Annotated in this window: 22 protein-coding genes; 10 read left to right on the top strand and 12 right to left on the bottom strand. The window is 43.8% G+C overall.

The window, feature by feature from the left end; all coding sequences use genetic code 11:
- Positions 1 to 47: 47 nt before the first annotated feature.
- Positions 48 to 443: a hypothetical protein gene (locus NLX78_RS05315; RefSeq protein ID WP_254349809.1), complete on the top strand. Its 396-nt coding sequence runs from the start codon at positions 48 to 50 to the stop codon at positions 441 to 443.
- A gap of 13 nt (positions 444 to 456) precedes the next feature.
- Here the strand turns inward: NLX78_RS05315 and NLX78_RS05320 are convergent, their stop codons facing one another.
- Positions 457 to 1,902, bottom strand: coding sequence for a DEAD/DEAH box helicase (locus NLX78_RS05320; RefSeq protein WP_254349810.1), 1,446 nt, complete (start codon positions 1,900 to 1,902; stop codon positions 457 to 459).
- A 314-nt stretch (positions 1,903 to 2,216) separates the two neighbouring features.
- Between NLX78_RS05320 and NLX78_RS05325 the strand changes: the two genes are divergently transcribed.
- The 4 genes from NLX78_RS05325 (at position 2,217) to NLX78_RS05340 (ending at position 5,147) form a co-directional block, all read left to right on the top strand.
- Positions 2,217 to 2,627: a YjdF family protein gene (locus tag NLX78_RS05325; RefSeq protein WP_235306775.1), complete on the top strand. Its 411-nt coding sequence runs from the start codon at positions 2,217 to 2,219 to the stop codon at positions 2,625 to 2,627.
- 400 nt (positions 2,628 to 3,027) lie between these two features.
- Positions 3,028 to 3,984: an endo-1,4-beta-xylanase gene (locus tag NLX78_RS05330; protein WP_250260033.1), complete on the top strand. Its 957-nt coding sequence runs from the start codon at positions 3,028 to 3,030 to the stop codon at positions 3,982 to 3,984.
- A 240-nt stretch (positions 3,985 to 4,224) separates the two neighbouring features.
- Complete coding sequence (locus NLX78_RS05335; protein ID WP_254349811.1) at positions 4,225 to 4,776, top strand: TetR/AcrR family transcriptional regulator; 552 nt, start codon at positions 4,225 to 4,227, stop codon at positions 4,774 to 4,776.
- Positions 4,776 to 5,147 carry a DMT family transporter gene (locus tag NLX78_RS05340; protein ID WP_254328044.1) on the top strand — a complete coding sequence of 124 codons (372 nt, stop codon included), beginning with the start codon at positions 4,776 to 4,778 and terminating at the stop codon, positions 5,145 to 5,147. The genes NLX78_RS05335 and NLX78_RS05340 overlap by 1 nt, the downstream gene beginning before the upstream one ends.
- A gap of 42 nt (positions 5,148 to 5,189) precedes the next feature.
- On the opposite strand, the gene gnd is transcribed toward NLX78_RS05340, so the two are convergent.
- The 4 genes from gnd to NLX78_RS05360 form a co-directional block, all read right to left on the bottom strand.
- On the bottom strand, positions 5,190 to 6,593 hold the full coding sequence (gene gnd, locus NLX78_RS05345; protein WP_254349812.1) for a decarboxylating NADP(+)-dependent phosphogluconate dehydrogenase: 1,404 nt from the start codon (positions 6,591 to 6,593) through the stop codon (positions 5,190 to 5,192).
- Between the two features lie 106 nt (positions 6,594 to 6,699).
- Complete coding sequence (locus NLX78_RS05350) at positions 6,700 to 8,046, bottom strand: GntP family permease (protein WP_023991059.1); 1,347 nt, start codon at positions 8,044 to 8,046, stop codon at positions 6,700 to 6,702.
- Between the two features lie 27 nt (positions 8,047 to 8,073).
- Entirely contained in the window at positions 8,074 to 9,612 is a 1,539-nt protein-coding gene (gene gntK / locus NLX78_RS05355; RefSeq protein ID WP_254349813.1) for a gluconokinase, read from the bottom strand.
- Entirely contained in the window at positions 9,605 to 10,336 is a 732-nt protein-coding gene (locus NLX78_RS05360) for a GntR family transcriptional regulator (protein WP_254349814.1), read from the bottom strand. The genes gntK and NLX78_RS05360 overlap by 8 nt, the downstream gene beginning before the upstream one ends.
- Positions 10,337 to 10,588: 252 nt before the next feature.
- On the opposite strand from NLX78_RS05360, the gene NLX78_RS05365 reads away from it, so the two are divergent.
- Entirely contained in the window at positions 10,589 to 11,884 is a 1,296-nt protein-coding gene (locus NLX78_RS05365; RefSeq protein WP_254349815.1) for a GntP family permease, read from the top strand.
- A 21-nt stretch (positions 11,885 to 11,905) separates the two neighbouring features.
- On the top strand, positions 11,906 to 13,051 hold the full coding sequence (locus NLX78_RS05370; protein ID WP_254349816.1) for a glycerate kinase family protein: 1,146 nt from the start codon (positions 11,906 to 11,908) through the stop codon (positions 13,049 to 13,051).
- 173 nt (positions 13,052 to 13,224) lie between these two features.
- Here NLX78_RS05370 and NLX78_RS05375 read toward each other — a convergent pair whose 3' ends face one another.
- Both NLX78_RS05375 and NLX78_RS05380 read right to left on the bottom strand, forming a co-directional pair.
- Positions 13,225 to 14,265 carry a CdaR family transcriptional regulator gene (locus NLX78_RS05375; protein WP_254349817.1) on the bottom strand — a complete coding sequence of 347 codons (1,041 nt, stop codon included), beginning with the start codon at positions 14,263 to 14,265 and terminating at the stop codon, positions 13,225 to 13,227.
- 294 nt (positions 14,266 to 14,559) lie between these two features.
- Positions 14,560 to 15,588 (bottom strand): RDD family protein, encoded by a 1,029-nt coding sequence (locus NLX78_RS05380; protein WP_254349818.1) that lies wholly within the window; start codon positions 15,586 to 15,588, stop codon positions 14,560 to 14,562.
- Positions 15,589 to 15,767: 179 nt separating this feature from the next.
- On the opposite strand from NLX78_RS05380, the gene NLX78_RS05385 reads away from it, so the two are divergent.
- A complete protein-coding gene (locus tag NLX78_RS05385; protein ID WP_254349946.1) occupies positions 15,768 to 16,325 on the top strand; it encodes a GNAT family N-acetyltransferase in 558 nt (185 codons plus the stop codon).
- A 178-nt stretch (positions 16,326 to 16,503) separates the two neighbouring features.
- Here the strand turns inward: NLX78_RS05385 and NLX78_RS05390 are convergent, their stop codons facing one another.
- The 3 genes from NLX78_RS05390 to NLX78_RS05400 all read right to left on the bottom strand — a co-directional run bounded on the left by NLX78_RS05390 (position 16,504) and on the right by NLX78_RS05400 (position 18,529).
- A complete protein-coding gene (locus NLX78_RS05390; protein ID WP_254349819.1) occupies positions 16,504 to 17,250 on the bottom strand; it encodes a GNAT family N-acetyltransferase in 747 nt (248 codons plus the stop codon).
- A gap of 89 nt (positions 17,251 to 17,339) precedes the next feature.
- Complete coding sequence (locus tag NLX78_RS05395; protein WP_254349820.1) at positions 17,340 to 17,777, bottom strand: MerR family transcriptional regulator; 438 nt, start codon at positions 17,775 to 17,777, stop codon at positions 17,340 to 17,342.
- 23 nt (positions 17,778 to 17,800) lie between these two features.
- On the bottom strand, positions 17,801 to 18,529 hold the full coding sequence (locus tag NLX78_RS05400; RefSeq protein WP_254349821.1) for an SDR family oxidoreductase: 729 nt from the start codon (positions 18,527 to 18,529) through the stop codon (positions 17,801 to 17,803).
- 150 nt (positions 18,530 to 18,679) lie between these two features.
- On the opposite strand from NLX78_RS05400, the gene NLX78_RS05405 reads away from it, so the two are divergent.
- Both NLX78_RS05405 and NLX78_RS05410 read left to right on the top strand, forming a co-directional pair.
- Positions 18,680 to 20,632, top strand: a complete 1,953-nt coding sequence (locus tag NLX78_RS05405) for a BglG family transcription antiterminator (protein WP_254349822.1) — start codon at positions 18,680 to 18,682, stop codon at positions 20,630 to 20,632.
- Between the two features lie 353 nt (positions 20,633 to 20,985).
- Positions 20,986 to 22,965, top strand: a complete 1,980-nt coding sequence (locus tag NLX78_RS05410) for a PTS fructose transporter subunit IIABC (protein ID WP_254349947.1) — start codon at positions 20,986 to 20,988, stop codon at positions 22,963 to 22,965.
- Between the two features lie 83 nt (positions 22,966 to 23,048).
- Here NLX78_RS05410 and NLX78_RS05415 read toward each other — a convergent pair whose 3' ends face one another.
- Positions 23,049 to 23,390, bottom strand: a complete 342-nt coding sequence (locus tag NLX78_RS05415; protein ID WP_235306762.1) for a DUF3243 domain-containing protein — start codon at positions 23,388 to 23,390, stop codon at positions 23,049 to 23,051.
- Positions 23,391 to 23,506: 116 nt separating this feature from the next.
- Positions 23,507 to 24,421, bottom strand: coding sequence for a phosphatidate cytidylyltransferase (locus NLX78_RS05420; RefSeq protein WP_254349823.1), 915 nt, complete (start codon positions 24,419 to 24,421; stop codon positions 23,507 to 23,509).
- Positions 24,422 to 24,445 lie beyond the last annotated feature (24 nt).

The raw sequence follows: 24,445 nt of genomic DNA on the forward strand, positions 1-24,445 counted from the left end.
CTATCAAAAAATTAAAAAATAGATTGTAAAGAAAAAGGGGATGGGAAATGAAGTTTTATGATAATAGGGGAGTCCAGATGGTGGTTGCACTTTTATATCCTGTTATAACATTTGTTATATTAAGTAATGGTCATACGATAGGTTCATGGACTGTTCCGGCCATTATTGCAATTTTGTTTTGTCTGTTATGGAAAAATACTTTTTATGTAATCATCTCTAATGTCTTGGTGTGGATTATATCCGTACCTATGTGGTGGCTGCTAGTTGAACGTGTGAAAACAGACCAGGGCGCTGAAATTTTCATTTCGTCATTACCATTCATTATATTGTTATACATATTTGCTGTATTGATTAAACAATCAAGAGATAAACTCGGCAATCCCGCCCGTATAGCTAACGAAAACCATCGGCTATGCTGGGCGGGATTGCCTCACCCTCTTTAGTGCAGCGTATCTTCTACTTATTCCCTTTACGTACCTTTAACAGCTTACCCTTTACGGTTGTATTCTTCATAATCTCAAGCACCAGTGGACCTTTACCATTCAGAATCTCAACATCTGTCGCATAATCCAGAATCGTAATAATCCCGATATCATCTGCGGTGACCCCGTCAAGCTTAGCGATGGTCCCCACGAAGTCGACAGCTCTAAGTTTTTTCTTCTTACCGCCGTTAAAGTTCAGCTTCATAATCTGTTGGTTTAGTTGCTCGCGCTTATCTTTTTTGAGTGCGGTTTTTACATGCAGTTTCTGCCCAAAATCTTCTCTACGGAGGTCAACAGCCTCTTCCGAGGGAGCCTTTACCTGCGGAATCGCGAACCCAATATATGCTTCAATATCAGCTAATCTTCGGCCATCCTTAGGAGTGATGAGGGAAATGGCTTTACCCGTTTTGCCAGCACGTCCCGTACGTCCTGTGCGGTGAACATAGCTTTCCTTCTCAAGGGGAATATCGTAGTTAATGACATGGGTGATATTCGTGATATCAATTCCTCTGGCGGCAACATCTGTCGCGATCAAGTAACGGAATTGACCCCTTCTAAATGCATTCATTACCTCAAATCGCTCGTCTTGCTCCATGCCACCATGAATGCGATCACATGGATATTCAAGATCAGCCAATGCTCTGAATAATGTATCTACATTCTCCTGCGTACGACAGAAAATAATGCAGCTGTCAGGATTCTCAACAATCAGCAGATCTTGCAGTAGTGCCAGCTTGTCTGACTCCTTCACCTGAATAAGAGAGTGATCAATTGTAGCGGTCGTTATACCGGCTGCTTTTATTTCAATTTCAACAGGATCGTTCATATACTTGTGTGACAGTCTGGCTACATCCTCAGGAAAAGTAGCGGAGAATAACATGGTAACCCGGTCACTAGGCAGGGCCTGAATGATCGACTGAACTTGCTCGATAAAGCCCATATTCAGCATCTCGTCAGCTTCATCAATCACGAGGTAGGCCATTCGATCTAACGATAGCGTGCCTCGTTCAATATGGTCCAGTACACGTCCTGGCGTACCTACAGCCATATGTGTTCTTTGTTTTAACTCGGCCTTTTGGATATGAAAAGGATGTTTTCCATAAAGGGGCGTCGCTTTTATCCGCTTAAAGCGTCCAATATTCGTGATGTCCTCGGTGACCTGTAATGCAAGTTCACGGGTTGGCGTCAGGATTAAAGCTTGGGGCTTATTCTCATTCCAATCTACTAGCTCACAAAGTGGAATACCGTATGCCGCTGTTTTGCCGCTACCTGTTTGCGATTTGGCAACAAGGTCCTTCTTCTCAAGCGCAACTGGAATGACTTCCGTCTGAATCTCTGTTGGCGTCTCATAGCCCAAGCTATTCAGCGCTCTTACAATTTCTTCACTTAATGCGTAATCTGTAAAATGCTTCTGACTCATTTTCAACCTCTTCTGCGCTGTATTTGAATACCATTACATATATAATGTCATCGTGTATCGAACTTATACTCATATAGTATACTCTATATCCAGGTTCACTCTAATACATATCAGCGGTTTACAATTTCATACAGAATTAATCTTTTTGTCTTGCTGTTTTCCAGTAAGGCAACTATACTTTTTCTGGGACGAAAAAACACAGTCTGGTTGGTAGTCCAGACGCATGAATGACTCTCAGATTCCAAGAGTACCATGTCAGTAACCTTCCCCCCTCGGGATGTCCATCGTTTCGATTTAAAATGAGGGGGATTAAAATGAAGCTTACAGTTTATCATGATGGACAGTATTGGGTTGGAGTCGTGGAGGAGCAGGACCAAGGGAAATTGAAGGCAGCTAGGCACATCTTTGGTACAGAGCCTAAGGACGAGGAAATTCTCCATTTTATCCGTGAGGAAATGTGGGAACTTGTTGGTCGGCTCTCACAAGAGGTGGCTATAAAGTGGTCTGAAACGAAGAAGGTCAATCCGAAGCGGCTAGCAAGACAGGCAGCGTATGAATTAAGGCAGAAGGGGGTCTCTTCCAACGCACAAGAGGCCTTAAAGTTAGAGTATGAGAAGCGCAAGTTGGAGAAACATGCTTACTCTAAACAGCAAAGGGAATCCATGAAGGCACGGATAAGGGAATTAAAGGAGAAAAAAGCGAAAGAAAAACATCGCGGGCATTAATAAAACTTCCATCCTTATCCGCAATTGTTACGCATGTTTTATACCAGCATATGTGAAAACATGTGTTACGCACAAAGGGCACCCGATTGGGTGCCCTTTAAACTGTCGTATAGTGATTCCCATTCGTAAAAATTGAATTCAATCCGAATTACTTAAGCAGTGTAAGTGTCACTTCTATCGTGTTATCAATAAATGATCGTTCTGGCTAGATTTTAATCGAAACGATGTGTTAAAGGAGCACCAGGGTGTTCAGTCACCCCGCAATGATGTAAAGTTTTTCGGGTAAAATCTTTACTTTTACATGTAGCGGACAATAACCTTTCATTCTTATAATTGGAAATGTAAGCGATTTATTTAGAGATAGGAATATTAAAAACTATACGTATGAGGAGGAGATTTTATGTCGAAATTTAAAGTGGGCAAGTTGGTAAGCAGCTTGGCGTTGGCGGGTGTGTTGTTATCATCAGTTCTGATAAACCCGGCTAGTGCCAGTATGGCGAACGGTGGCAAATTCCTGGGGAATATCATTGCTGGAAGTGTCCCTGCAAGTTTCGGAACATACTGGAACCAGGTGACGCCAGAGAATTCGACCAAATGGGGGTCGGTTGAAGGCAGCCGTAACAACATGAACTGGTCGCAGGCGGATACCGCTTATAATTATGCCCGTAACAATGGCTTCCCGTTCAAGTTCCATACATTGGTATGGGGTGCTCAGGAGCCAGGTTGGATTAGCGGACTGTCGGCTGCTGATCAGAAGGCGGAAGTGACCCAGTGGATTAAAGCAGCAGGTCAACGCTATCCGAATGCGGAGTTTATAGATGTGGTGAATGAGCCCCTGCATCAGAAGCCATCCTTCCGCAATGCCATAGGCGGTGACGGGTCGACCGGATGGGATTGGGTCATATGGTCGTTCCAACAGGCAAGACAAGCTTTTCCAAATGCCAAGCTGATGATTAATGAATATGGAATTATCAACGATCCCTCGTTAACCGACCAATATGTCTATATTATTAATCAGCTCAAGAGCAGAGGCCTGATTGACGGAATTGGTATTCAATGCCACCAGTTTAGCATGGACACTGTTTCAGTTAACACAATGAACACTGTACTGAACAAGCTGGCGGCAACAGGATTGCCAATCTATGTGTCGGAACTGGATATAACTGGAGACGATAACACCCAGCTTGCCAGATACAAGGAGAAATTTCCGGTATTATGGAAGCATTCTGCGGTGAAGGGAGTTACGCTCTGGGGGTATATCCAGGGACAAACTTGGAAGCCGAACACACATCTGCTGAATTCTAACGGCACGGAACGTCCCGCGCTCCAATGGCTGAGACAATATGTGCAGAGTTAAACTATAGGTGGCACTTAAAACCCAACAGATGCGAACTTTTACCAAATGTCTGGGCTGGGTAGATGTTTATTTGACGAAGTCTTGGCTGAAATGTTATACGCCCAAGGCTTCTTTTTATTTAGCTTAAACCTAACGTATCAAAACCTAATCCAACTCAATTAGGCTTACATACCCAATCCATAACTTTAACCCACTTGAAATAAAACCGTCTGGACGGTATAGTAAAGAGGGGTGATCAATATGAATACAACTAAAAAAGCATTAAAAAGAGAATTAATTCTTAAAGCGGCCTCGATGATTGTGCATGAAGAAGGAGTAGAGAAATTAACGTTAGAAGCGGTGGCTAAGAAAGCGGGAATAAGTAAAGGAGGATTGCTTTACCATTTTCCGAATAAAGATGAATTGATTTTGGGAATGGTTGAACAACTATCGACCAGCTTTGTCTCCGAATTTAATGAGAGAGCAGAAAACGATATGCATTCCAAAGGAAGATGGACTCGCGCGTATATGAATACATCATTTTCTGGCGATCGGAATGCAAGTGACCTGTATACCGCTCTCTCAGCAGCACAGTTTACGAACCCTCACATGTTAAAATTACTTCAGGACGAGTATGAGGATATCCAAAATAAAATTGAAAACGACCAATTGGACCCCGTTCGTTCCACGATAGTCCGATTAGCTATAGACGGTTTGTGGTTTGCTGAAATGTTTGGGCTTGCTCCTCCCAATGAAGAAATGAGGCAAAAAATGATGGGAGAATTGAAAACATATATAAAGGAGAATGAATAATGGCTTATCTTTTCTTGGCAATCTCTATTGTTGGTGAACTTGTTGGAACTTCAATGCTTAAAGCTTCAGAAGGTTTCACCAGACTGTATCCGACTTTATTCACAATTGTGGCGTTCGTGATCTCTTTCTTCTTTATCTCCTTATCCCTTAAGACGCTCCCCTTAAATATGACTTATGCCATCTGGTCAGGTGTAGGAACTGTTGCTACAACGCTTATTTCAGTATTGATTTGGAAAGAAAAAATCAATACAGGAAGTATCGCAGGTATTGCTTTAATTGTTATTGGCGTGGTGGTACTGAACCTATTTGGTACAGGACATGGTGAGGCAAAAGGTACGACAGAAGCAACGAGTTCGATCGTTCAAAAATGAGATGAAATAGCATAGACACTGGAGATTTACTACCACTATCGATCACTGCCAGTTTGTGTGAAAGGACCCTGCTGCATCACTTCGTTCATAAGTATGGGCACCAAAATAATCCCTTTGTGCTTGCAAAAGGTTAGCATTCGAAATGCCTGTCCGGTAACTATCATAATAAGTAAGTGAAGCACTTAAACATGGAAACGAAGTGCCAGAATTAATACCCTCACAGACAACTTTTCGTAATCCTTTTTGATACTCTTTAACTTTTTCAGCAAAATACGAGGCGATTAATAGATTAGCCAAATTCGGCTGTTCTTGATATGTTTCGCTTATTACGTTTAAGAATTCAGCACGAATGATGCAACCACCACGGAAAATAAGGGCTATATCCTGTAAAGGTAAATTCCATCCGTAAAGTTCAGAAGTCATTTTATATTGTATAAATCCTTGCGCGTAGGCACAAATCTTACCCATATAAAAAGCTTGTCTAATGTACTCAATCCACACATCTTTATCTAAACTTCGCTGATCAATCCCTGGTCCTGTTAGAATATTTTCTGCATAAACTCGTTCTTCTTTTAAAGAGGAGATGTAACGGGCAAACAATGACTCTGTAATAATGGATGATGGGATCCCATTGTCAATTGCTTGAATGCTTGTCCATTTACCTGTGCCCTTTTGCCCTGTTTTATCAAGAATCACATCGATTAGTGGTAAGCCTGTTACATCATCCTTTTTCCGTAAAATCTCTGCTGTGATTTGGATTAAATAACTTTTCAGTTCCCCTTGATTCCATATTTCAAAGATATCAGCAATTTCATTCACAGATAAACGTAACCTTTTTCTTAAAAATGTATAGGTTTCTGCGATTAACTGCATATCTGCATACTCGATTCCGTTATGTACCATTTTTACAAAGTGACCGGACCCTTTTGGACCCATATAAACACAGCAAGGGTCTCCGTCCACTTGGGCTGCTATTTTTGTTAGAATAGGAGCTGCTTTTTCATATACGTTTTTATCTCCACCAGGCATGATTGAAGGTCCATTTAAAGCCCCGACTTCGCCGCCGGAGATACCGATTCCCAAATAACCGATTCCTTTTGACTCCAATTCATCATATCTACGTTCCGTATCTTTGTAATGGGAGTTACCACCGTCCATGATCACATCGCCTGCTTCAAGAAAGGGTACTAATGTACCTATTACCGAATCGACCGGTTTGCCCGCTGTTACCATAAGGAAGATTTTCCTTGGAGTTTTTAAGGAGTAAACAAAATCTTGAATTTCGTAGTAGGGATGGATGGAGTGACCTTCACTTTTTTTAACAAGATCATCCGTTAAATCCCTCGTATAATTATAGACAGCGACTTGCTCACCCTTACCAGCCATGTTTAAAGCGATATTACGGCCCATTACCCCTAAACCAATGACACCAATTGTGTTGGACATTTTTTCTGCTCCTTTTATTTGAAATGAATAGGCCGTAGATCCTCACTTATAGGCTTAGAAGATTCTAAGAAAAATAAGTGGGGATCTACCGCCCGGGAATCATGATTTATACGAATAAACTTAGTACTAAAATAAATCCTAATCCAGCTACAGAAATGATGGTCTCAAGCAATGTCCATGTTGCAAATGTTTCTTTCATGCTTAAACCAAAATATTCTTTAAACATCCAGAAACCAGCATCGTTAACATGTGAAGCTATTAAACTACCCGCTCCCGTTGCAAGCACAACTAAAGCAAGATTAACGTCGGATTGTCCTAACATCGGAATAACTAAACCAGCGGTTGTTAAAGCTGCAACAGTTGCAGAACCTAAGGAAATACGTAATATTGCAGCGATAATCCAGGCAAGTAAGATGGGTGATAATGTAGTTCCATTGAATAATTCAGCCACATAGTCACCTACGCCGCCATTAATCAGTACTTGTTTGAAGGCTCCGCCACCCCCAATGATTAAGAGCATCATCCCAATATGAGTAATAGCCGTTGTACAAGATGCCATTACATTTTTGATTGGAATTTTTCGTGCTATTCCCATGGTGTAGACAGCTACCAGTAAGGAAATTAACATGGAAGTTGATGCATCACCAATAAAACGGATCGCTGCTAGTAAACTGCTATCTTCAAATCCCATTGTTTTTTGAAGCAAAGTAATAACCGTAGCAATAGACATTAAAATAACAGGAAGCATTGCAGTAAATACACTGATACCAAATCCCGGAGTTTCCTCGGATTTAAATACTTTTTGTTCACCTAAAGAGGCGATATTACCGGTTTTCGTAAATGATGCAGGTACGAGTTTTTTGGCAAGCTTAGTAAATACAGGTCCAGCTAAAATAACGGTTGGAATGGCAATAATGAAACCGTAAAGTAAAACCTCACCAAGGTTCGCGCCATATTCACCAGCAATAACTGTTGGCCCTGGATGTGGAGGTAAGAAACCATGTGTTACGGATAAAGCTGCAACCATCGGAATCCCGAGATATAAAATAGAAACTTTTAATTCTTTTGAAATGGCAAATATGATTGGAATTAACAATACTAATCCTACTTCAAAAAATAACGCCACACCGATAATGAATGAAGCAGCTACGACTGCCCATTGGATATTTTTTTCACCAAATTTGTCTACGAGGGTCATGGCAATTCGTTGAGCACCACCAGAATCAGCGATCAACTTACCTAACATCGCTCCAAGTCCAAAGATTAACGCTAAGTGACCAAGAGTTCCGCCTAATCCGGCTTCGATGGTTTTGACAATTTCCTCTAATGGCATTCCAAGTGCTAAAGCGACGCCGAACGATACAATGATTAATGAAATAAAGGTATTCAATTTGAAGCCCATTATTAAAACTAATAATGCTAAAATTCCAATCGCTACGATAACTAATGGCATTGTAATTACCCCCTGCTTTTTATCTTTTTAGTGTTTAATTAAGCTTCTTTGATAATTGGAAATCCGTGTATAATCATCTTCTAATACTCTGGATAGGTTAATGAAAATCGGCAGCAATTTCCTATATTCCTTGGTCGCTTCTTCTTTTGGTGTATGTTTGTTGGTACTGCCAATCATTTCAGAAACGACTTCAAAGGACTGGATTTGTCCGGTGGCATACAAGCCTAAAATACAAGCTCCTAGACAAGAACTTTCGTAGCTTTCTGGAACGACGACTTCAGATGAGAATATGTCAGACATCATTTGCCGCCAAACATCTGATCTTGCGAAGCCTCCAGTAGCTTGAATTCGGGTCACAGGACCGTCCATACATTCGGTTAATGCTAAAAATACGGTGTACAAATTGTAAATGACTCCTTCTAGGGCTGCGCGAATCATATGTTCTTTCTTATGTGACATCGTTAAACCGAAGAATGAGCCACGTACGTCTGGGTTCCATAATGGCGCACGTTCACCAGCCAGGTATGGATGGAATAACAATCCGTCAGATCCTGGTCTTACACGTTCAGCAATCTTGGTTAGTACATCATATGGATCAATTCCTAGTCTTTTCGCTGTTTCTACTTCTGATGAGGCAAGTTCGTCACGGATCCAGCGAAGGACCATCCCGCCATTGTTCACCGGCCCCCCAATAACCCAGTGCTTTTCTGTTAAGGCATAACAAAATATTCTTCCCTTTTCGTCTGTTTGAGGCTTGTCTATAATGGTTCGAATAGCTCCGCTTGTCCCGATTGTAACGGCAACTTCACCTTTTCGTATCGCATTTACACCTAGATTAGAAAGGACTCCATCGCTAGCTCCAATGACAAACGATGTTTGTGGATCGATCCCCATCTTTTTTGCTAAATCTGAATTACAGTTGGTAAATATCCTGGTTGTTGGCACAAGCTCAGATAATTGAGAAGGGGTTATACCAGCAATTTTTAATGCCCCTTCATCCCAATCTAATTTTTCTAGATTCATCATACCCATGGCAGAAGCTAGGGAATAATCCACTACATATTGATCAAAGAACTTTTTAAAAATATATTCTTTAATTCCGATATACTTTTTAGCCTTGACAGCGGTTTCAGGAAGGTCATTCACAATCCAAGCTATTTTTGTTAAGGGTGACATGGGGTGAATGGGTGTTCCTGTTCGTCTATAGACTTCATGGCCATTCAGCTCATCTTTTATTTTATGTGCCCATGCTTCACTTCGATTATCTGCCCAAGTGATACAAGACGTCAGTGGGCGGTCATTTTCATCCATGGCAATGACACTATGCATGGCACTGCTAAATGAAACAAACGATAGCTTTTTTTGTGAGTGATGTTTCATGATATTCGAAGTGGCTTGCAGGACAGCCTGAAAAATCTCTTCTGGGTTTTGTTCAGCTGTCGCTATATCCGGTGTATAAAGCGGGTATCCAATATTCTCTTGTTGGATGACTTCGCCTTTTTCGCTAAATAGAACGGCTTTCGTACTTGTGGTTCCGATATCTATACCCAACATATAGTTAGTCATTTTGTTGCACGACTCCTTTAGATAGCATTTGTTGTGACATCCATAGGTCTTCTACTTTACCTTGAACATCATCAAAGTTTTCATGTAAAGACTTGATCATGAGGTCTCTATCTTTTACTTTGATTGCTTCAATATAAAGTTCGTGATTGTTTATAATCCGTGTAAAATCTTCATACTTTTCAGTGAAACGCATACGCATCGACAAAATAATGAGACTTTCCATAACAGGCTTTAAATTATTCCAGATCATCAGAATATGTGAATGATTGACAGCACGAATAATCGTTTCATGGAACAAGACATCTTGATATGAAAACTCATCAGCATCACTATATTTGACGGCGACTTTCATCATTTCGAGAATTTTACTAAGTTCCTTCGCCAAATCATTAGTGTCCATCTTTACAAGACGTTCAAATACGAAGGATTCTATGAGCAGACGGACATCATAAATTTCTTCTATTTCTTTTTCTGATAAACCAATAACAACGGCTCCCATTCTTTCTAATCGAATGATATTTTCGGATGCCAGTATTTTTAACGCTTCACGAATGGGTGAGCGACTTACAGTGAAATCAGCAGCTAGTTTATTTTCAGATAATATGGTACCGCTTTCAATCCCGCCAGAAATAATGCGCATTCTAAGCTCGGATGTTACGCGATCACCAGCAGAGGCTTTTAAAAGCCATTTGGAGGGATATAGGAATTCTGATTCGACCATCATTTCACCTTCTCAATTAATCAAGTATACTTGTATACAGGTATTATAATCTGAAATTTTAAATTTGCAAGCGTATACATTAAATTTGTTTTGTAACGCCACTATACATAAAATGAAAATGGCATATTAAGACATAGATCTGTTCGGATTTTTTGTTCAAATGCACAATCAATTTCGTCTGTTCTTCAATATTTTTAACGTGCGGCAATCGATATAATGAAAGCGTAATCAAAAATTGCCCGGGGGGTTAGACAGATGGAAGGATTGACGATCAGTTGGATAGGAGCTCTGGCAGGGCTGGCTATTGCAATTATTCTGATATTAAGAAAGCTGAATCCGGTTTACGCTTTATTTTTGGGAGCTATTGTAGGCGCTTTATTGGGCGGAGCCAATTTGGAACAGACGATCAGCGTGTTAATAAGCGGTACGCAAAGTGTGATGGGGACGGTCATTCGTGTGCTTGCCGCAGGTGTATTGGCAGGTGTAATGATGGAATCCGGGGCAGCGGAGACGATTGCGCAGGCTATTGTAAAGAAGTTCGGCGGCAGTAAAGCGATACTCGCACTAGCCTTGGCGACGATGATTATTACGGCGGTAGGTGTATTTATTCCCGTTGCCGTGCTGATTGTGGCACCTATTGCATTGTCGGTCGGTAACAAAATGGGGATTTCCAAGCTGGCGCTCCTGTTGGCTTTGTCTGGAGGCGGAAAAGCGGGGAACATCATCTCTCCCAATCCTAATACGATTGCAGCGGCGCGCGGATTTAATCTGGATTTAAGCCACGTGATGTTGGCAGGAGTGGTTCCTGCGATATGCGGTTTAATCATGACTGTTTTGGTGGCATCTATGTTGAAAACCAAAGGTGTGAAGGTGTCCGACCAGGATATCATGGACAGTGATGTCGATACATCGAAATACCCGCCGTTGGGACGGGCGATTGTAGCCCCGCTGGTAGCTGTTATTTTGCTGATGATTAACCCGATTGGTTCCATCTCTGGTATTGAAGCACTTTCGAATTTCAAGGTGGATGCGATGTACATTTTGCCGATCGCTGGGATTGTGGGTATGCTGGCCATGGGACAAGGGCGCAATATCCTGAAGTATTCGGCCTCCGGTTTGAATAAAATGACGGCGACCGTGCTGATTTTGATCGGTGCAGGTGGGATTGCGGGTCTGATCTCTGCCTCCAACTTGTCTGCTCAGGTGGTTGGCCTGATTGAAGCTTCGGGAGTTTCCGGTACATTTTTGGCACCGCTTGCAGGTATTCTGATGGCAGCTGCTACGGCGTCCACCTCGACTGGCGTTATTTTGGCGACAGGCTCGTTTGGGGAAGCCATTCTGAACATGGGAACGGCCCCGCTTGCTGCAGCTGTGATGGTGCATACAGGAGCTACAGTCATTGATTCCTTGCCGCAGGGCAACTATTTTCACGTCACGGCAGACAGCATGAAAATGAGCATTAAACAACGGATGGGATTGATTCCTTACGAAGCTATTGTGGGTGGAACGATGGCAATTGTAGCGACAATCATGTATGGATTTTTACTTTAATATTCACGATGGGGTGAGAAGATGAGAGAGAAAACATTTGTGCTGGCACCAGATTCTTTTAAAGAAAGCATGACGGCTAAAGAAGTGTGTATCGCGATGGAGAAAGGACTGCGCAAGGTCTATCCGGCGGCGAATTATGTCCACGTACCGATGGCGGACGGCGGTGAAGGAACGGTGCAGTCACTGGTGGATGCGACAGGCGGGCAGATTCGTTATATCGAGGTGACAGGGCCGCTTGGAGAACCTGTAACTGCTGCATACGGCCTGCTGGGAGACGGCACCACAGCGGCAATCGAGATGGCATCCGCCAGTGGAATCCATCTGGTTAACAAGGATAACAAAAACCCGTTAAAGACAACAACCTACGGCACAGGGGAGTTAATCCGTGAATGTCTGAACCAGGGAATTCGAAAAATTATCATCGGCATTGGTGGAAGCGCAACGAATGATGGCGGTACAGGAATGGCGGAAGCGCTGGGCGTCAGATTTTTGGATGCAACAGGCAATACTCTTCCGCGCGGCGGCGGTAGTCTGGGCGAGCTGGCCAGCGTTGATATTTCATCACTGGATGACCGCTTGTCGCAGGTACAACTGATTGTAGCCTGTGATGTGACAAATCCGCTGTGCGGAGAGCATGGGGCATCTCAAGTATTCGGGCCACAAAAAGGGGCAACCCCGGAGATGGTGCAGCAATTGGATGCCAATCTTGCTCATTACGCCGATGTGGTGAAGCAGCAGCTGGGCAAGGATGTGCGCGATCTTCCAGGCGCAGGCGCAGCAGGTGGATTGGGTGCGGGCTTATTAATTTTCACTCAGGCAGCGCTGCAAAAAGGCATTGAAATTGTGATTGAATACACCGGTTTAAAACAAAAGCTCGCCACTGCCGATATCGTTTTGACGGGGGAAGGCGGTATTGATTTTCAGACCAAATTCGGTAAAACTCCTTATGGAGTAGCTCAGGCGGCAAAACAGTCTGGTAAAAAGGTCATTGCGGTCGCAGGTTATATCGGGGAAGGGATCGACACGTTGTACAAGGAAGGGATAGATGCGGTGTTTGGCATCGTGCCGGGAGCCTCGGAGCTCGGTAAGCTGCTGGCCGAAGGGCCGCAAAACGTAGAGCGTACGTGCGAGAATATCGCAAGAGTACTTCAGTTCAGCGAGAAATGAACAGATGGAGAAGTGGGTTATAAACATAAAACGGCATCATACAAATACGATATAATACGAGCGCTCGCCTGTAATCCCGAACTTAGCCAAAGCCGGATTGACTGAGAAATTGGGGAGTGACGGCGAGCGGAAATAGGATATTACTGGCGCATGGTCTGGCGTGAAACAGCAGTTCATTGATACAGTGCCAATAAGCCATGCGTAAGCTCAAAAAGCTGAAGGAGGTTCCGGGGATCTTTACCGGTTAAGGTATGGATGCGCTTCAGGCGGTATTGCAGCGTATTTCGGTGAATATTTAATTCATCTGCGGTAAAGGAGACACTGCCGTTATGGTTAATAAAGCTTCGCAGGGTATCCAGCAAATCCACAGTATCTTCCAACTTGCTAACCAGATAGATCGTGTTCGTCAGGTTCGTTTGACTCAATTTGACCAGAAACTCGACTTCCGCAAAAGAAATTTTTTGCACAGGCGGGCGCAAAGCCAGTAAAACATTCATAGCTGACTTGGCTTGCATATAAACATCCGCAATGTTGTGCTCCTGTCTGCTGACCGTAATCAGCACATCGGGATGGCTACGCACAAGTGGCTCTAGCAGTTTGTCTGTCGGCTCCTGATTTTGTATCAGGATGAGATAGCAGTCTTCCTCCATACGAAAGGACGGATGCTGCATGAATATATTGGACAACTCGCCTAAATGAGCTGGATCAGCAGGCAGATACTTTACATATACAGCCGAAGTTTTTAGAAGCAAATCAATGTGATATTGAGCGGCTTCTTTTTTTATTTTTTGCGTGTAGGCTCCCTGATGATTTAACAACATTTCCAGCACAGATTTTTTGCGGTTGGCTTCGTGAACCAGATGCTCCAGCGAGATGCGCTGTTCAATCAGGAGAGACACCGTAGTTTTAACAATATTGCAAAAAGGACGCACTTCATCGGGATTGCCTGAAATACCAATGACACCAACTAACTCATGATGAATGACAATCGGTTCATTGGTTCCTTTTTTCTCATAGTGGCCGTCCTGCCACACTTCAACCATTTTCCCAGTTTCGAGCGCCTGAACAGCTCCTTGGTGAATGGTTCCGATTCGTTCACTCTCGCCGCTGCCAATGATGATGCCTCGTTCATTCATAATATTGATATTGTATGGAATATCCTTCATCATTTTGTCTACGATGTCTTGAGCTTGTTTTTCGGAGAGCTGAAACAAAATCCGGATTCCTCCTTTATCTATAGTGATATAGCGTATTTTAATGGACCACCTTAATGAAAGGGTTTTCAATTCATTGTGCATCTGAACAATATGATAAGGCGGATTACCGAACATGTCAGTCAATTTTATCATAGATGTGAAATTGCAGCGTATTATGATAATCCATTAGACGATATTATATATTTTTGTATTCAGTGTAATCTAAGGAAGAGTATAGTTGTACGCAAAAAAACAGGGCTCATAGGAGCACCTGCTTTTTGTGTCTATCCTTTTTATTGCCAGCCACGCTGTCTAATGACGAACCTCGCGGAAGCTATAGGTAATGTCGTGTAGTTCTTTCTTTAAACGGGCATCTTTAGACGCTGGTGTATATCCAAGCACCTGGTAGTAATACCTTTCGGTCTCAATAATCGCTACATGGGTAACATATTTGTCCACATCTTTCTTGCCTTTAATCACGAACTCAAGGGCAGGATATCCATAAATGGTTGTGTTAGAGACAGGTCCTACACTGGACAGGTTCCACTCTTTGGTTAAGTTATTTTCAGCTTTCTTACCGTACTGTTGAAGAGTTATATTGCCCAATTGCTTTTTTGAGTGGGATAGTACCACAACGGACTTTTGGATGTACGGATTGAATATTGCAATCTCTGCCTTTCCTTCACGGTCCGGGTCTGTTGACCAGTCCAGCGGGGCCGTGATTTGAAATCGTCCATCTTTACTTACATAGCTTTGCTCTTTCTTGCTCACCGGAACTTCAGGAGGTACGTAACTGTCTGCAAGTATAAAAATAGCATTTACAAACGAGGCTCCTAAGATCACCATTGCGGTAAAAAATATAAAGAGCGAACGTTTCATTGTCTTTTTGCTAATCGGCTCTAAATCCCGTACCTTTACAACATATGTACCTGCAGCTAAATCACCAATTCGTTGTCTTGATGCAGTTACTAACACACTGATACCAGCGGGTATCCCACCCATTAGCAATGGATTGGTATCGATTAGCCTGAGCAGCGTACGAATGAGTGATTTAAGAAAACCAGGAGGCTTTCCTTCCCCGTTAACCACCTTAATACGAAAAACGAACTTACCCAGCGTATAGCCTGTGTAACCATCCAAAAGTAAATAATAGCTGAAGAAAGCAATAAGCAGAATACAACGGGTTGCAATCGCTAAAGGCAAAAACCATCTGTCCGTTATTTGAATGACAGAAATAAAAAAACAAATATACCCGATTACAAAAAATATACAATCAAAAACTGTTGCTCCCCACCGTCTAAACAGAGTAGAATTCCCGTATGTTTTTGATAACGCCGCCATCCTGTTTGGATCTACCCCATAATTTTGACCATGCTGAATGTACGTCTGTCTTGAAGTTTCCTGCGGAATGTGTGATATGTTTGGAAGAAGAAAGTAACGATAAGCGAATATTGAACTCAGGAGGCATGGGTATGCAAGAAGAACTGGCAAAAGCGAATAAGGCAACAAGAGGTGAGAATGTGAAAGGTGAGTTTCCGGTTATAACGACTGAACGTCTCATATTACGAAAAATGGTAGCGACGGACAGCAAGGACATGTTGGAATACTTTTCAGATGAGCAGGTTATGAAGTTTTATGGACTGAGCCCGTTTGAGTCTGAACAGGATGCGCTGGATGAGATTAGTTGGTATGATCAGATTTTTGAGACAGATCAGGGAATCCGCTGGGCTATTCAAACAAATGAAGGTAAAATCATCGGTTCTTGCGGATTTCATAACTGGGATCAACGTCATCACCGGGCAGAAATGGGCTATGAATTGTCCAGAGTCTATTGGGGCCAAGGGCTAATGTCGGAGGTACTTGCAGCTGTAATCGACTATGGGTTTAACACCCTCTCATTGAACCGCATTCAGGCGCTAGTAGAGCCAGAGAATGCACAATCCTTGCGGTTGCTTGAAAAAGCAGGCTTTCGGCAAGAAGGGCTCCTCTCCCAATATGAATTTACGTTAGGAAAATATGATGATCTTTATATGTGCGCATTGGTCAAATCAGTGTATATCAATCGTTCTCAGAAATGATAGATGTAGGTGAATCAAGCAGGGGAGCATGGATAGGAAGAAGGTTGATCATTGTACAACATGATCGACCTTCAGCGGCATACCCATTTCATATTGCTCAATGGGGTCTTTCAAGAGACCTATTTTTTGGATAAAGCCTTCAAGAGAATCATTGTCAGACAGACAGATGTTCACCTTCTCAATCTTTTTGGATCTCTGCTGCTCTATGAAGGAGGGCGCATCCTAATCCTTGGTTGCGATGCTTAGGATCGACCCAAAGAAAGTTGATTTTACCCTTAGCACTCATGCTCACCATGCCGAGGCACGTTTGATTTACTTCGTAGATGCCGAGAAAAGCTTCCTGTGTACTGGTGGCGTAATAAGGTGTGTCACTTTGCCAATGGATGTGGCAGTCGATAAGGGTCTTTCGAAAAGCTGCGATGTCATCAAATGTAACTTCCTTAAGAATATACGAAGATGAGAGGGCAGCGGGTGGCGCGGAGGGCAGAGTGCCGTTGTAGTATTTCAGCGTATAGCGTGGCTGATAGCCTTGCTTTTCATATAATTTGACGGCCCGATGATTATCCTTGATGACTTCGAGCCATAGCTGCTGGCAACCCGCGGAGATGGCTGTTTGTTTATGTAATTCCAGCAACTTGTTGCTAATCCCCTGACCGCGGTAAGCCGGAGCGATGCATAGCGTGCCGCAACGCATGGTCTTGTACCCGTCGAACTGCCGGACACCGCCGAGAATTAAGCCGATCGGTTGATCCTCATCCATGGCAAGGAAAGAGTGATTCCGTGTATTACCCTCTGGACCAAAAAAACGTGCTGCGAAATCGTCCTGATCCGTGGTCAGGCGAATGGAATAATCCGAGAACCCAAGCGAAAATGCTTGGAAAATGTGTTCCATGCTGACGTCGTTGCATCTCATATAGGTGATCATCGTTATTCCCCCTAGAAATTCATGCTATATTTGGATTATAGGGAATTAAGGGAGCTCCATCAATCTCCCGCTGGAAATAAAAAAACCCCTTAAAAAAGGGGATTGGTGCTGGGTGTTATAGGGTTGCAATTCGTATCGCTAAGATCAGGATTGGTAGAGAGGTCACGATAGTGATTGAGCTTATATTCAATAATTTTTTGAGTTTCCATCAGTCTGGAAATTTCTTGTTGAATCTTCTGATTATGTTTTTCAAGTAAGGAGTATCTGTCAGGAAGGGTAATGTTACCTTGCTCCGAAAGTTCTCGATAATGCTTCATTTCCTCTATAGTCATTCCAGTGGCTTTTAATCGGGTTAAAAAGATAATCCCCAGAATCTGATCTCTACTGTAGAACCTGTGGCCGTTAGCCTTTCGTTCCGCATAAGGCAGCAAGCCAATTCGCTCATAATAGCGTATGGTATCTTCTGTTAAACCTGTTAGTTCTGCGGCTTGGCTAATAGAGGTTATCGTCTCCGGAATTTCTTGCAAAGTATTCAGCTCCTTAGTAGCAGTTACCAAGGTACTTCTCCGTTGGCGTCGAAAAATCCTCCTGTCGGCCCGTCATTATTTAAAGTGGCTAAACGAACAACGACAGCAGCAGCTTGCTGTACCGAGCCCGGTCCTGTAAAGCCATTTAAGTCAGTGGCGGTAAAGCCAGGGTCAGCCGAATTAATTTTGAGAGGTGAGTCTTTGAATTCTTTGGCAAGGGTGACGGTGAACATATTAACCGCTGCTTTGCTGCTATTGTAGGCAAGCAAATTAAATTGGGCATGCTCATGCTCAGGATCGCTATTATAGGTTAACGAACCAAGACCACTCGACAAGTTAACGATTCTACCGCATGGAGATTCTTGCAATAAAGGTAGCATGGCTTGCGTTACGGCGACCAAACCGAACAAGTTTGTTTCATACGTTTCTCTTAAATCGTCCAAAGAGAACTGACTTGGAGGAGTGGCTCCTCCCCGAGATACGCCGGCATTGTTGATGAGTACATCAAGGGAACCGAATTCTTGTTTGATCTGTTGGACTGCGGAATCAATCGTACTTTGATTCGTCACGTCTAACAAAATCAATCGGGCTTCTACTCCCTCATTAGCCAACTTAGCCACCGCTTCCCGGCCGCTCTGCTCATTTCGTGAGCCAATCAGGATTGTAAGACCCATCCCCCCCAATTGTCTGGCTGTTTCATACCCGATGCCTTTGTTGGCCCCAGTAATAAGAGCTGTTTTTCCAATAGTCATAAGCGATTCCTCTTTTCATTATTCTTGAATTTGGCGGCCACCATGCTTTAAATGTACTACTTGGAGTATACTTAAAGTCAACACAAAACCAGCAAAAATATAGCTCGAAATGCCCTGGACATTCTTTATTTTGGAAGATGGGAGAATGGAATGAATAAAAGGCAAATGGAAATTTTACGCATGTTGTTAACTGAACCGGACCGGTTGTGGTTAGCGCAGGATCTGGCGGATCTGACCGACTGCTCTGAAAAGACGATCCGCAACGATCTGAAAGTAATTGAAGATTATATCATCAAGCATTCTGATGCCAATCTGGTGAGAAGGCCGGGACGCGGCATTTATCTGGAGATGGGTGAAGCGGATCAGAATGAATTGTTCCATCGACTGTATGCGGACGAGAGTACAGCCCAACATGAGTCGGATGAGGAAAGGGTGCTTCATCTCGCCTATCGGCTCTTGATGAATGCCAAGCCTGTGACCGTCCAGGATCTAGCTTCACAGTATTATGTGAACAAGACGGTGATTCGTAGAGATATGGAGAAGATCGATGGCTGGTTGCACAGCTTTGACCTAGCCTTGATTACCAAGCAGCGCGTAGGCTTGACCATTCTAGGCTCTGAGAAAAATAAGCGCATCGCTTTGGCGCGGATGAACCAGCTGATTGACAGTCCTGAGTTAACAGGACAGATGATGCGCAAACAGTTTGAATCGCACGAGATTACAACCATAAATCATGAATTAAAAGCATTTCAAAAACGCCATGAGCTCAGCTTTACTGACGAAGCTTTCGAAGCTCTAATGCTGCATATCCTCTTAATGGTCAAACGAACCAAGATGGGACAACCCATTTCCCTCTCCAAGCAGGACATTGCCTTTTTGCAGGAGAGACGCGAATTTACATGGGCTACGTCTTTTTTGCAGCAGTTGCAAAAGTTGTTTGCTGTGCCTTTTTCCAAGGAAGAGACGGCGTATTTAACTCTGCACCTGCTTAGTGGGAAGTTCCGTTACCAGCAGGAGGGAAGAACAGGAAAACAAGGTGAGCTGGCAGATAGCCACCCGCTTTTGCCTGAGTTGATTGAGCAGTTAGTTCGGCGGATGTCCGAGCTGAATATGATTGCCTTTTCTAAAGACAAGATGTTACTGAAAGGGTTGAATGTCCATTTATATACGACCCTGAACCGTCTTCAATATGGATTGACCGTGTCCAACCCTATGCTGGCCGAGATCAAGAAGATGTACCCCTACATGTTCGACCGAGTTATTATTACACTGGAAGAGGTGGGGAAATGGACCCGGCTATCCTTCCCCGAGGAGGAAGCGGCGTATTTAACGCTGCATTTTCAGGCTTCTGTGGAGCGATTGCACCAGAAAGAGAGTCATCCCCAGAGAGCCATCATCGTGTGTCACATGGGCATCGGTATGTCCCAACTGCTACGCACCAAGGTGGAACGTAAATTTCCGGCTGTACATGTGGAGACAACCCTTTCCAAAGCAGAAGTCCAGGACTATCTGGCAGCCCAGGAGGTGGATCTCGTCATTACCACTGTAGATCTCCCAGAGATGAACATTCCGCACATTCTCGTCTCTCCCTTGCTGGATGCCAAGGACGAACGTCGACTGGAGCAAGTGATCCGACGACTGGATGAGCCGGAACATAGGGCAGCAGAAGAATCGGTGTTTTTTAAATATACAACACCTTTTTTGGTCTTTCCCCAGCAGGAAGTGCAGCATCCGGAACAATTGATCTCCAAGCTGGCGCAAATACTGGAGGACAAAGGATATGTGGAGCCTGGTTATGTGGACAGCGTACTAGCGCGAGAAAAAATGTCGGCCACGACGATTGGGGGAGGCATAGCCATCCCGCATGGCGGTTCTGAGTGGATAAGGCAGTCCTCCATTGTAATCGCTACCTTGAAGCAGCCGCTTACCTGGGGAACCGAGAAAGTAGAGCTTGTGTTCTTGCTTGCGGTCAAACAGGATGGGCGGGAAGAAATGCGCCAGTTATTTAAGGAATTGTCCCTGATCAGTGAGCAGCCTGCTTTGGTTCATGCCTTATCTAAGGAGACCGATGCGATGAGATTATTAGGGAGAATGAAGGGATAAACTAAAAAGCTGTGCTCTGGAACAGGACTTATAGATAAGTCCTCAGGCTGTCGAGAAACCCCCTGTTTTTTTGCAGGGGGTTTAAAACTGTCTTAGTGGTCTAAAAACTAGGGTCCTCAGATCGTTTTAAATCGATTTTTGTTTTAAAAGATGCGTCTCCCCATATAAAAATAGAATTGTCGAAAAGTCCTCTGGACTTTCTCGACACTCTGAGGACTTATAGATAAGTCCTGTTTTTTGCCGGTATAATTCCTTTTTTCCGAAAGTTCCGGTAAAAAGTTCGTCCGATAACAGCAAGATAGGCGTTTATACTATCAATGTAAGCGGAAACAACAGAGAGAAGGGGAATGACTATGAAGATATTGGCGATTACCTCATGTCCTAACGGAATTGCACATACGTATATGGCAGCTGAGAATCTGCAAAAGGCAGCAGCAAAGCTGGGCGTCGAGATGAAGGTCGAGACACAAGGCTCCATTGGAGTCGAAAATCAACTGACCGAGCAGGAGATCCGTGAGGCAGACGGCATTATTATTGCAGCGGATAAAACGGTGGTTAAAGACCGCTTCGTCGGTAAGAAACTGCTGGTCGTTGGCGTACAGGATGGCATTCGCCGTCCAGAAGAATTGATCCAGCGGGTGATGAAGGGTAATGTACCTGTGTACCAAGCAGAGTCACGTTCTGCCGAAGGTAGCTCACAGGAGAACAAACCGAAACAAAATCCCATCTACCGCCACTTGATGAACGGTGTATCCTATATGGTACCCTTCATCGTCATTGGGGGATTGCTCATTGCCATTGCGTTGACGATTGGCGGTGAGAAGACACCAGGCGGTCTGGTTATACCGGACGGTTCATTCTGGAAGACGGTTCAGGATATCGGTTCGGCTTCGTTTACCTTTATGATACCGATCCTCGCCGGATTTATCGCGATGAGCATTGCAGATAGACCGGGGCTTGCACCGGGTATGATTGGCGGATTCATTGCTGCGAACGGCAGCTTTTATGGAAGTGAGGCGGGGGCTGGATTTATCGGCGGCATTATCGCTGGTTTCCTGGCCGGTTATGTTGCACTTGGGATTCGAAAAATCAAGGTTGGCCGAGCATTACAGCCGATCATGCCTATAATTATTATCCCTGTATTGGCATCTTTAATTGTTGGATTAATCTTTGTCTTTGTGATTGGTGCTCCAGTCGCACAATTGTTTGAAGCTTTGACAGGTTGGCTTGCAGGTATGCAAGGTACAAGTTCAATTCTACTGGCATTGATTCTAGGTGCGATGATCTCCTTTGATATGGGCGGCCCTGTGAACAAAGTTGCTTTCTTATTCGGTTCGGCCATGATCGGCGAAGGGAATTATGAAATTATGGGGCCAATCGCCGTTGCGATTTGTATTCCGCCGATTGGGATGGGACTTGCAGCGATGATCAACAAACGTAAATTTGCACCTGCGGAACGCGAGGCTGGGAAGGCAACATTCACAATGGGCTTGTTCGGTATTACCGAAGGTGCAATTCCATTCGCGGCGCAAGATCCACTACGTGTTATTCCTAGTATCATGGTAGGATCCATGGTCGGTTCAGTCATTGCGATGTTGGGGAATGTAGGTGACAAGGTAGCTCACGGTGGACCGATTGTAGCTGTACTTGGTGCAGTAGATCATGTGCTTATGTTCTTTATCGCCGTTATTGTCGGCGTAGCTGTATCGGTTGTCCTGGTGAGCTTGCTAAAAAAAGATATTGCAGCAACTGTAACTCCAGATGTTGCTGGGGAAGCTGGACAATCTGCGATTACTACAACGGCCGCTACGGAGTCATCTGCTTCAACAACTGTTACAAATAATGGGCCAGCCGTTTCTCCACAAGCCATTCACATTGAGAAACTGACGGATATTGTAACGATGGATCTGATTAATTTGGATCTGGAAGGAACGACACGAGATGCTGTGGTTGATGAAATGATCGGAGTACTTGAGAGAACTGGAGCCGTAAGTTCTGCCAGTGATTTCAAACAGGCGATATTAGCCAGAGAGGAAGAAGGCTCCACAGGCATTGGAATGAATATTGCCATTCCTCATGGCAAATCGGAAGCTGTCCTGAAGCCAAGCGTGGTCTTCGGCATCAAGCAGGGCGGTGTTGACTGGAATAGTGCAGACGGAAGTGAAGCAAAACTGATCTTCATGATTGCCGTACCGCGCAACAGCAAGGAAAATGCGCATCTGAAAGTACTGCAAATGTTATCGCGTAAGCTGATGGATGATCATTTCAGAGAAGCGCTCCTGGCGGTTAAAACGAAGGAAGAAGCATATAAATTGCTGGATCAGGTGCATTAATTCAATGCGATAAGAACTTGAATTAAAGAAGAGAGGCTCCCGAAGTTTCAGCCGGGAGCCTCTCTTTCCTAAAGCATGTATTCTTACGAGGATTGTGCCATGCGTACTAGCATATGGGCAAGCGCATGTTGTTGCTCTTTGTCTCCCGCTTTCCACAGCTCCTGGAGGAGCTTCTCCTCGCTGTTTCGAGGTTCTTCTTTGGCTGCCAGATATCCAGCTATCTTCTCAGCTGCTTTTGCGATCAATTCTTCATTCAAACCAATATTTTGAGCCATTTCAATCTTGTCGCTCAAATAACTTTTGAATGAGTCAAAGTTGTTCAGAATGTCATCCTTTTTGCTGTCGTCTATCCGATTTAATACGTCATCTACCTTGTTCAAGGCCACTTCGCCTTCCTTATTCACAACATGATTGTGCTCTGCCATTTCTAACGCCTCCTCAAGATCGTTTTCTAGGATAAGGACTGCTTACGATACGGTAGTACTTACCCCGGCTAACCAAAATGAAACCGATGAGAAGCGGAGTATTGCGGAGGTAATCGCTACATAAAGTCAAAAAAATAACGAATTACGTGGAAAAAGACGGGCGAGGTGTAGGTCAAACTATCCACCCGGCTTAAGTAGCTTTTTTTCAAAGCATCGAACTTATCATCATCGCCGATTAATAAATCCCGCTTCAGCACGGAAACCGTTAAGCTGCCGAAGAAACCGCTCAAGCTGATCAGCATGCCAAAAATAATTCCAAATTTCAGGTCAAACGGCGTCAGGTAGGGATAGATGAAATAGGAGGCCGCTATAGTTACGGGAAAAGCGAATGCAAAGCCTTCCCAAGTTATATTGGGATTGGATGTCGGGACGATTTTCCGCTTTCCGAAATAGAGTGATGCTAGATAGTGTACGACATCATTGAGCTGCGTCAGTACCACTAGAAAAAGTACAAGTTTCGCTCCGTATTGCGGCGTAGCAAACTGGAAATAGGCCAGATGACTCAACCCGAAAACCATCAGCATGAGCCCCCATTGGGTCGAGCTGACACTGCGCAAAAAACCAACCGTTCCTTTGTTGATCAATCGCGGGAGCGGTAGCAGCAAGAATACATAGATAGGGATAAAGACAATAAACATTCCGTACCACCCGATATAAATCCAATAAAATTGTACGGGAATCGCCAAGTATGCCCATAGAAACAATCTGCGATCAGCTTTTCTGGATCTAATCATGGAAAAGTATTCTTTTAGCGCAAAAAAGGTGAGTGCCATCAAGGAAAGCAGTGACACGATCGGATTGAAAAGAGTTGCCAAGCAAAAGATAAAGAACATGCCCCACCATGTCTTGATGCGAAGCCCAATAGCTGCATAGTCTTTGTCTGGCTGTGTTTTGACTACTACTATGTAAATCAGATGGATGACCAATAAGGCTGTAAAAATAAGGATTAACGTTAATAGCGAACTATCCATTACCACTCACCAACTTATCGCGAA

It is taken from the genome of Paenibacillus sp. Lou8.1, from assembly GCF_024213565.1.
GTDB lineage: Bacteria > Bacillota > Bacilli > Paenibacillales > Paenibacillaceae > Paenibacillus > Paenibacillus polymyxa_B.

What these genes read in the sequence shown, in the direction of transcription:
- NLX78_RS05315 (WP_254349809.1), top strand. Translation starts at nt 48, where the DNA reads ATGAAGTTTTATGATAATAGGGGAGTCCAGATGGTGGTTGCACTTTTA.
- NLX78_RS05320 (WP_254349810.1), bottom strand. Translation starts at nt 1,902, where the DNA reads ATGAGTCAGAAGCATTTTACAGATTACGCATTAAGTGAAGAAATTGTA.
- NLX78_RS05325 (WP_235306775.1), top strand. Translation starts at nt 2,217, where the DNA reads ATGAAGCTTACAGTTTATCATGATGGACAGTATTGGGTTGGAGTCGTG.
- NLX78_RS05330 (WP_250260033.1), top strand. Translation starts at nt 3,028, where the DNA reads ATGTCGAAATTTAAAGTGGGCAAGTTGGTAAGCAGCTTGGCGTTGGCG.
- NLX78_RS05335 (WP_254349811.1), top strand. Translation starts at nt 4,225, where the DNA reads ATGAATACAACTAAAAAAGCATTAAAAAGAGAATTAATTCTTAAAGCG.
- NLX78_RS05340 (WP_254328044.1), top strand. Translation starts at nt 4,776, where the DNA reads ATGGCTTATCTTTTCTTGGCAATCTCTATTGTTGGTGAACTTGTTGGA.
- gnd (WP_254349812.1), bottom strand. Translation starts at nt 6,593, where the DNA reads ATGTCCAACACAATTGGTGTCATTGGTTTAGGGGTAATGGGCCGTAAT.
- NLX78_RS05350 (WP_023991059.1), bottom strand. Translation starts at nt 8,046, where the DNA reads ATGCCATTAGTTATCGTAGCGATTGGAATTTTAGCATTATTAGTTTTA.
- gntK (WP_254349813.1), bottom strand. Translation starts at nt 9,612, where the DNA reads ATGACTAACTATATGTTGGGTATAGATATCGGAACCACAAGTACGAAA.
- NLX78_RS05360 (WP_254349814.1), bottom strand. Translation starts at nt 10,336, where the DNA reads ATGATGGTCGAATCAGAATTCCTATATCCCTCCAAATGGCTTTTAAAA.
- NLX78_RS05365 (WP_254349815.1), top strand. Translation starts at nt 10,589, where the DNA reads ATGGAAGGATTGACGATCAGTTGGATAGGAGCTCTGGCAGGGCTGGCT.
- NLX78_RS05370 (WP_254349816.1), top strand. Translation starts at nt 11,906, where the DNA reads ATGAGAGAGAAAACATTTGTGCTGGCACCAGATTCTTTTAAAGAAAGC.
- NLX78_RS05380 (WP_254349818.1), bottom strand. Translation starts at nt 15,588, where the DNA reads ATGGCGGCGTTATCAAAAACATACGGGAATTCTACTCTGTTTAGACGG.
- NLX78_RS05390 (WP_254349819.1), bottom strand. Translation starts at nt 17,250, where the DNA reads ATGATCACCTATATGAGATGCAACGACGTCAGCATGGAACACATTTTC.
- NLX78_RS05400 (WP_254349821.1), bottom strand. Translation starts at nt 18,529, where the DNA reads ATGACTATTGGAAAAACAGCTCTTATTACTGGGGCCAACAAAGGCATC.
- NLX78_RS05405 (WP_254349822.1), top strand. Translation starts at nt 18,680, where the DNA reads ATGAATAAAAGGCAAATGGAAATTTTACGCATGTTGTTAACTGAACCG.
- NLX78_RS05410 (WP_254349947.1), top strand. Translation starts at nt 20,986, where the DNA reads ATGAAGATATTGGCGATTACCTCATGTCCTAACGGAATTGCACATACG.
- NLX78_RS05415 (WP_235306762.1), bottom strand. Translation starts at nt 23,390, where the DNA reads ATGGCAGAGCACAATCATGTTGTGAATAAGGAAGGCGAAGTGGCCTTG.
- NLX78_RS05420 (WP_254349823.1), bottom strand. Translation starts at nt 24,421, where the DNA reads ATGGATAGTTCGCTATTAACGTTAATCCTTATTTTTACAGCCTTATTG.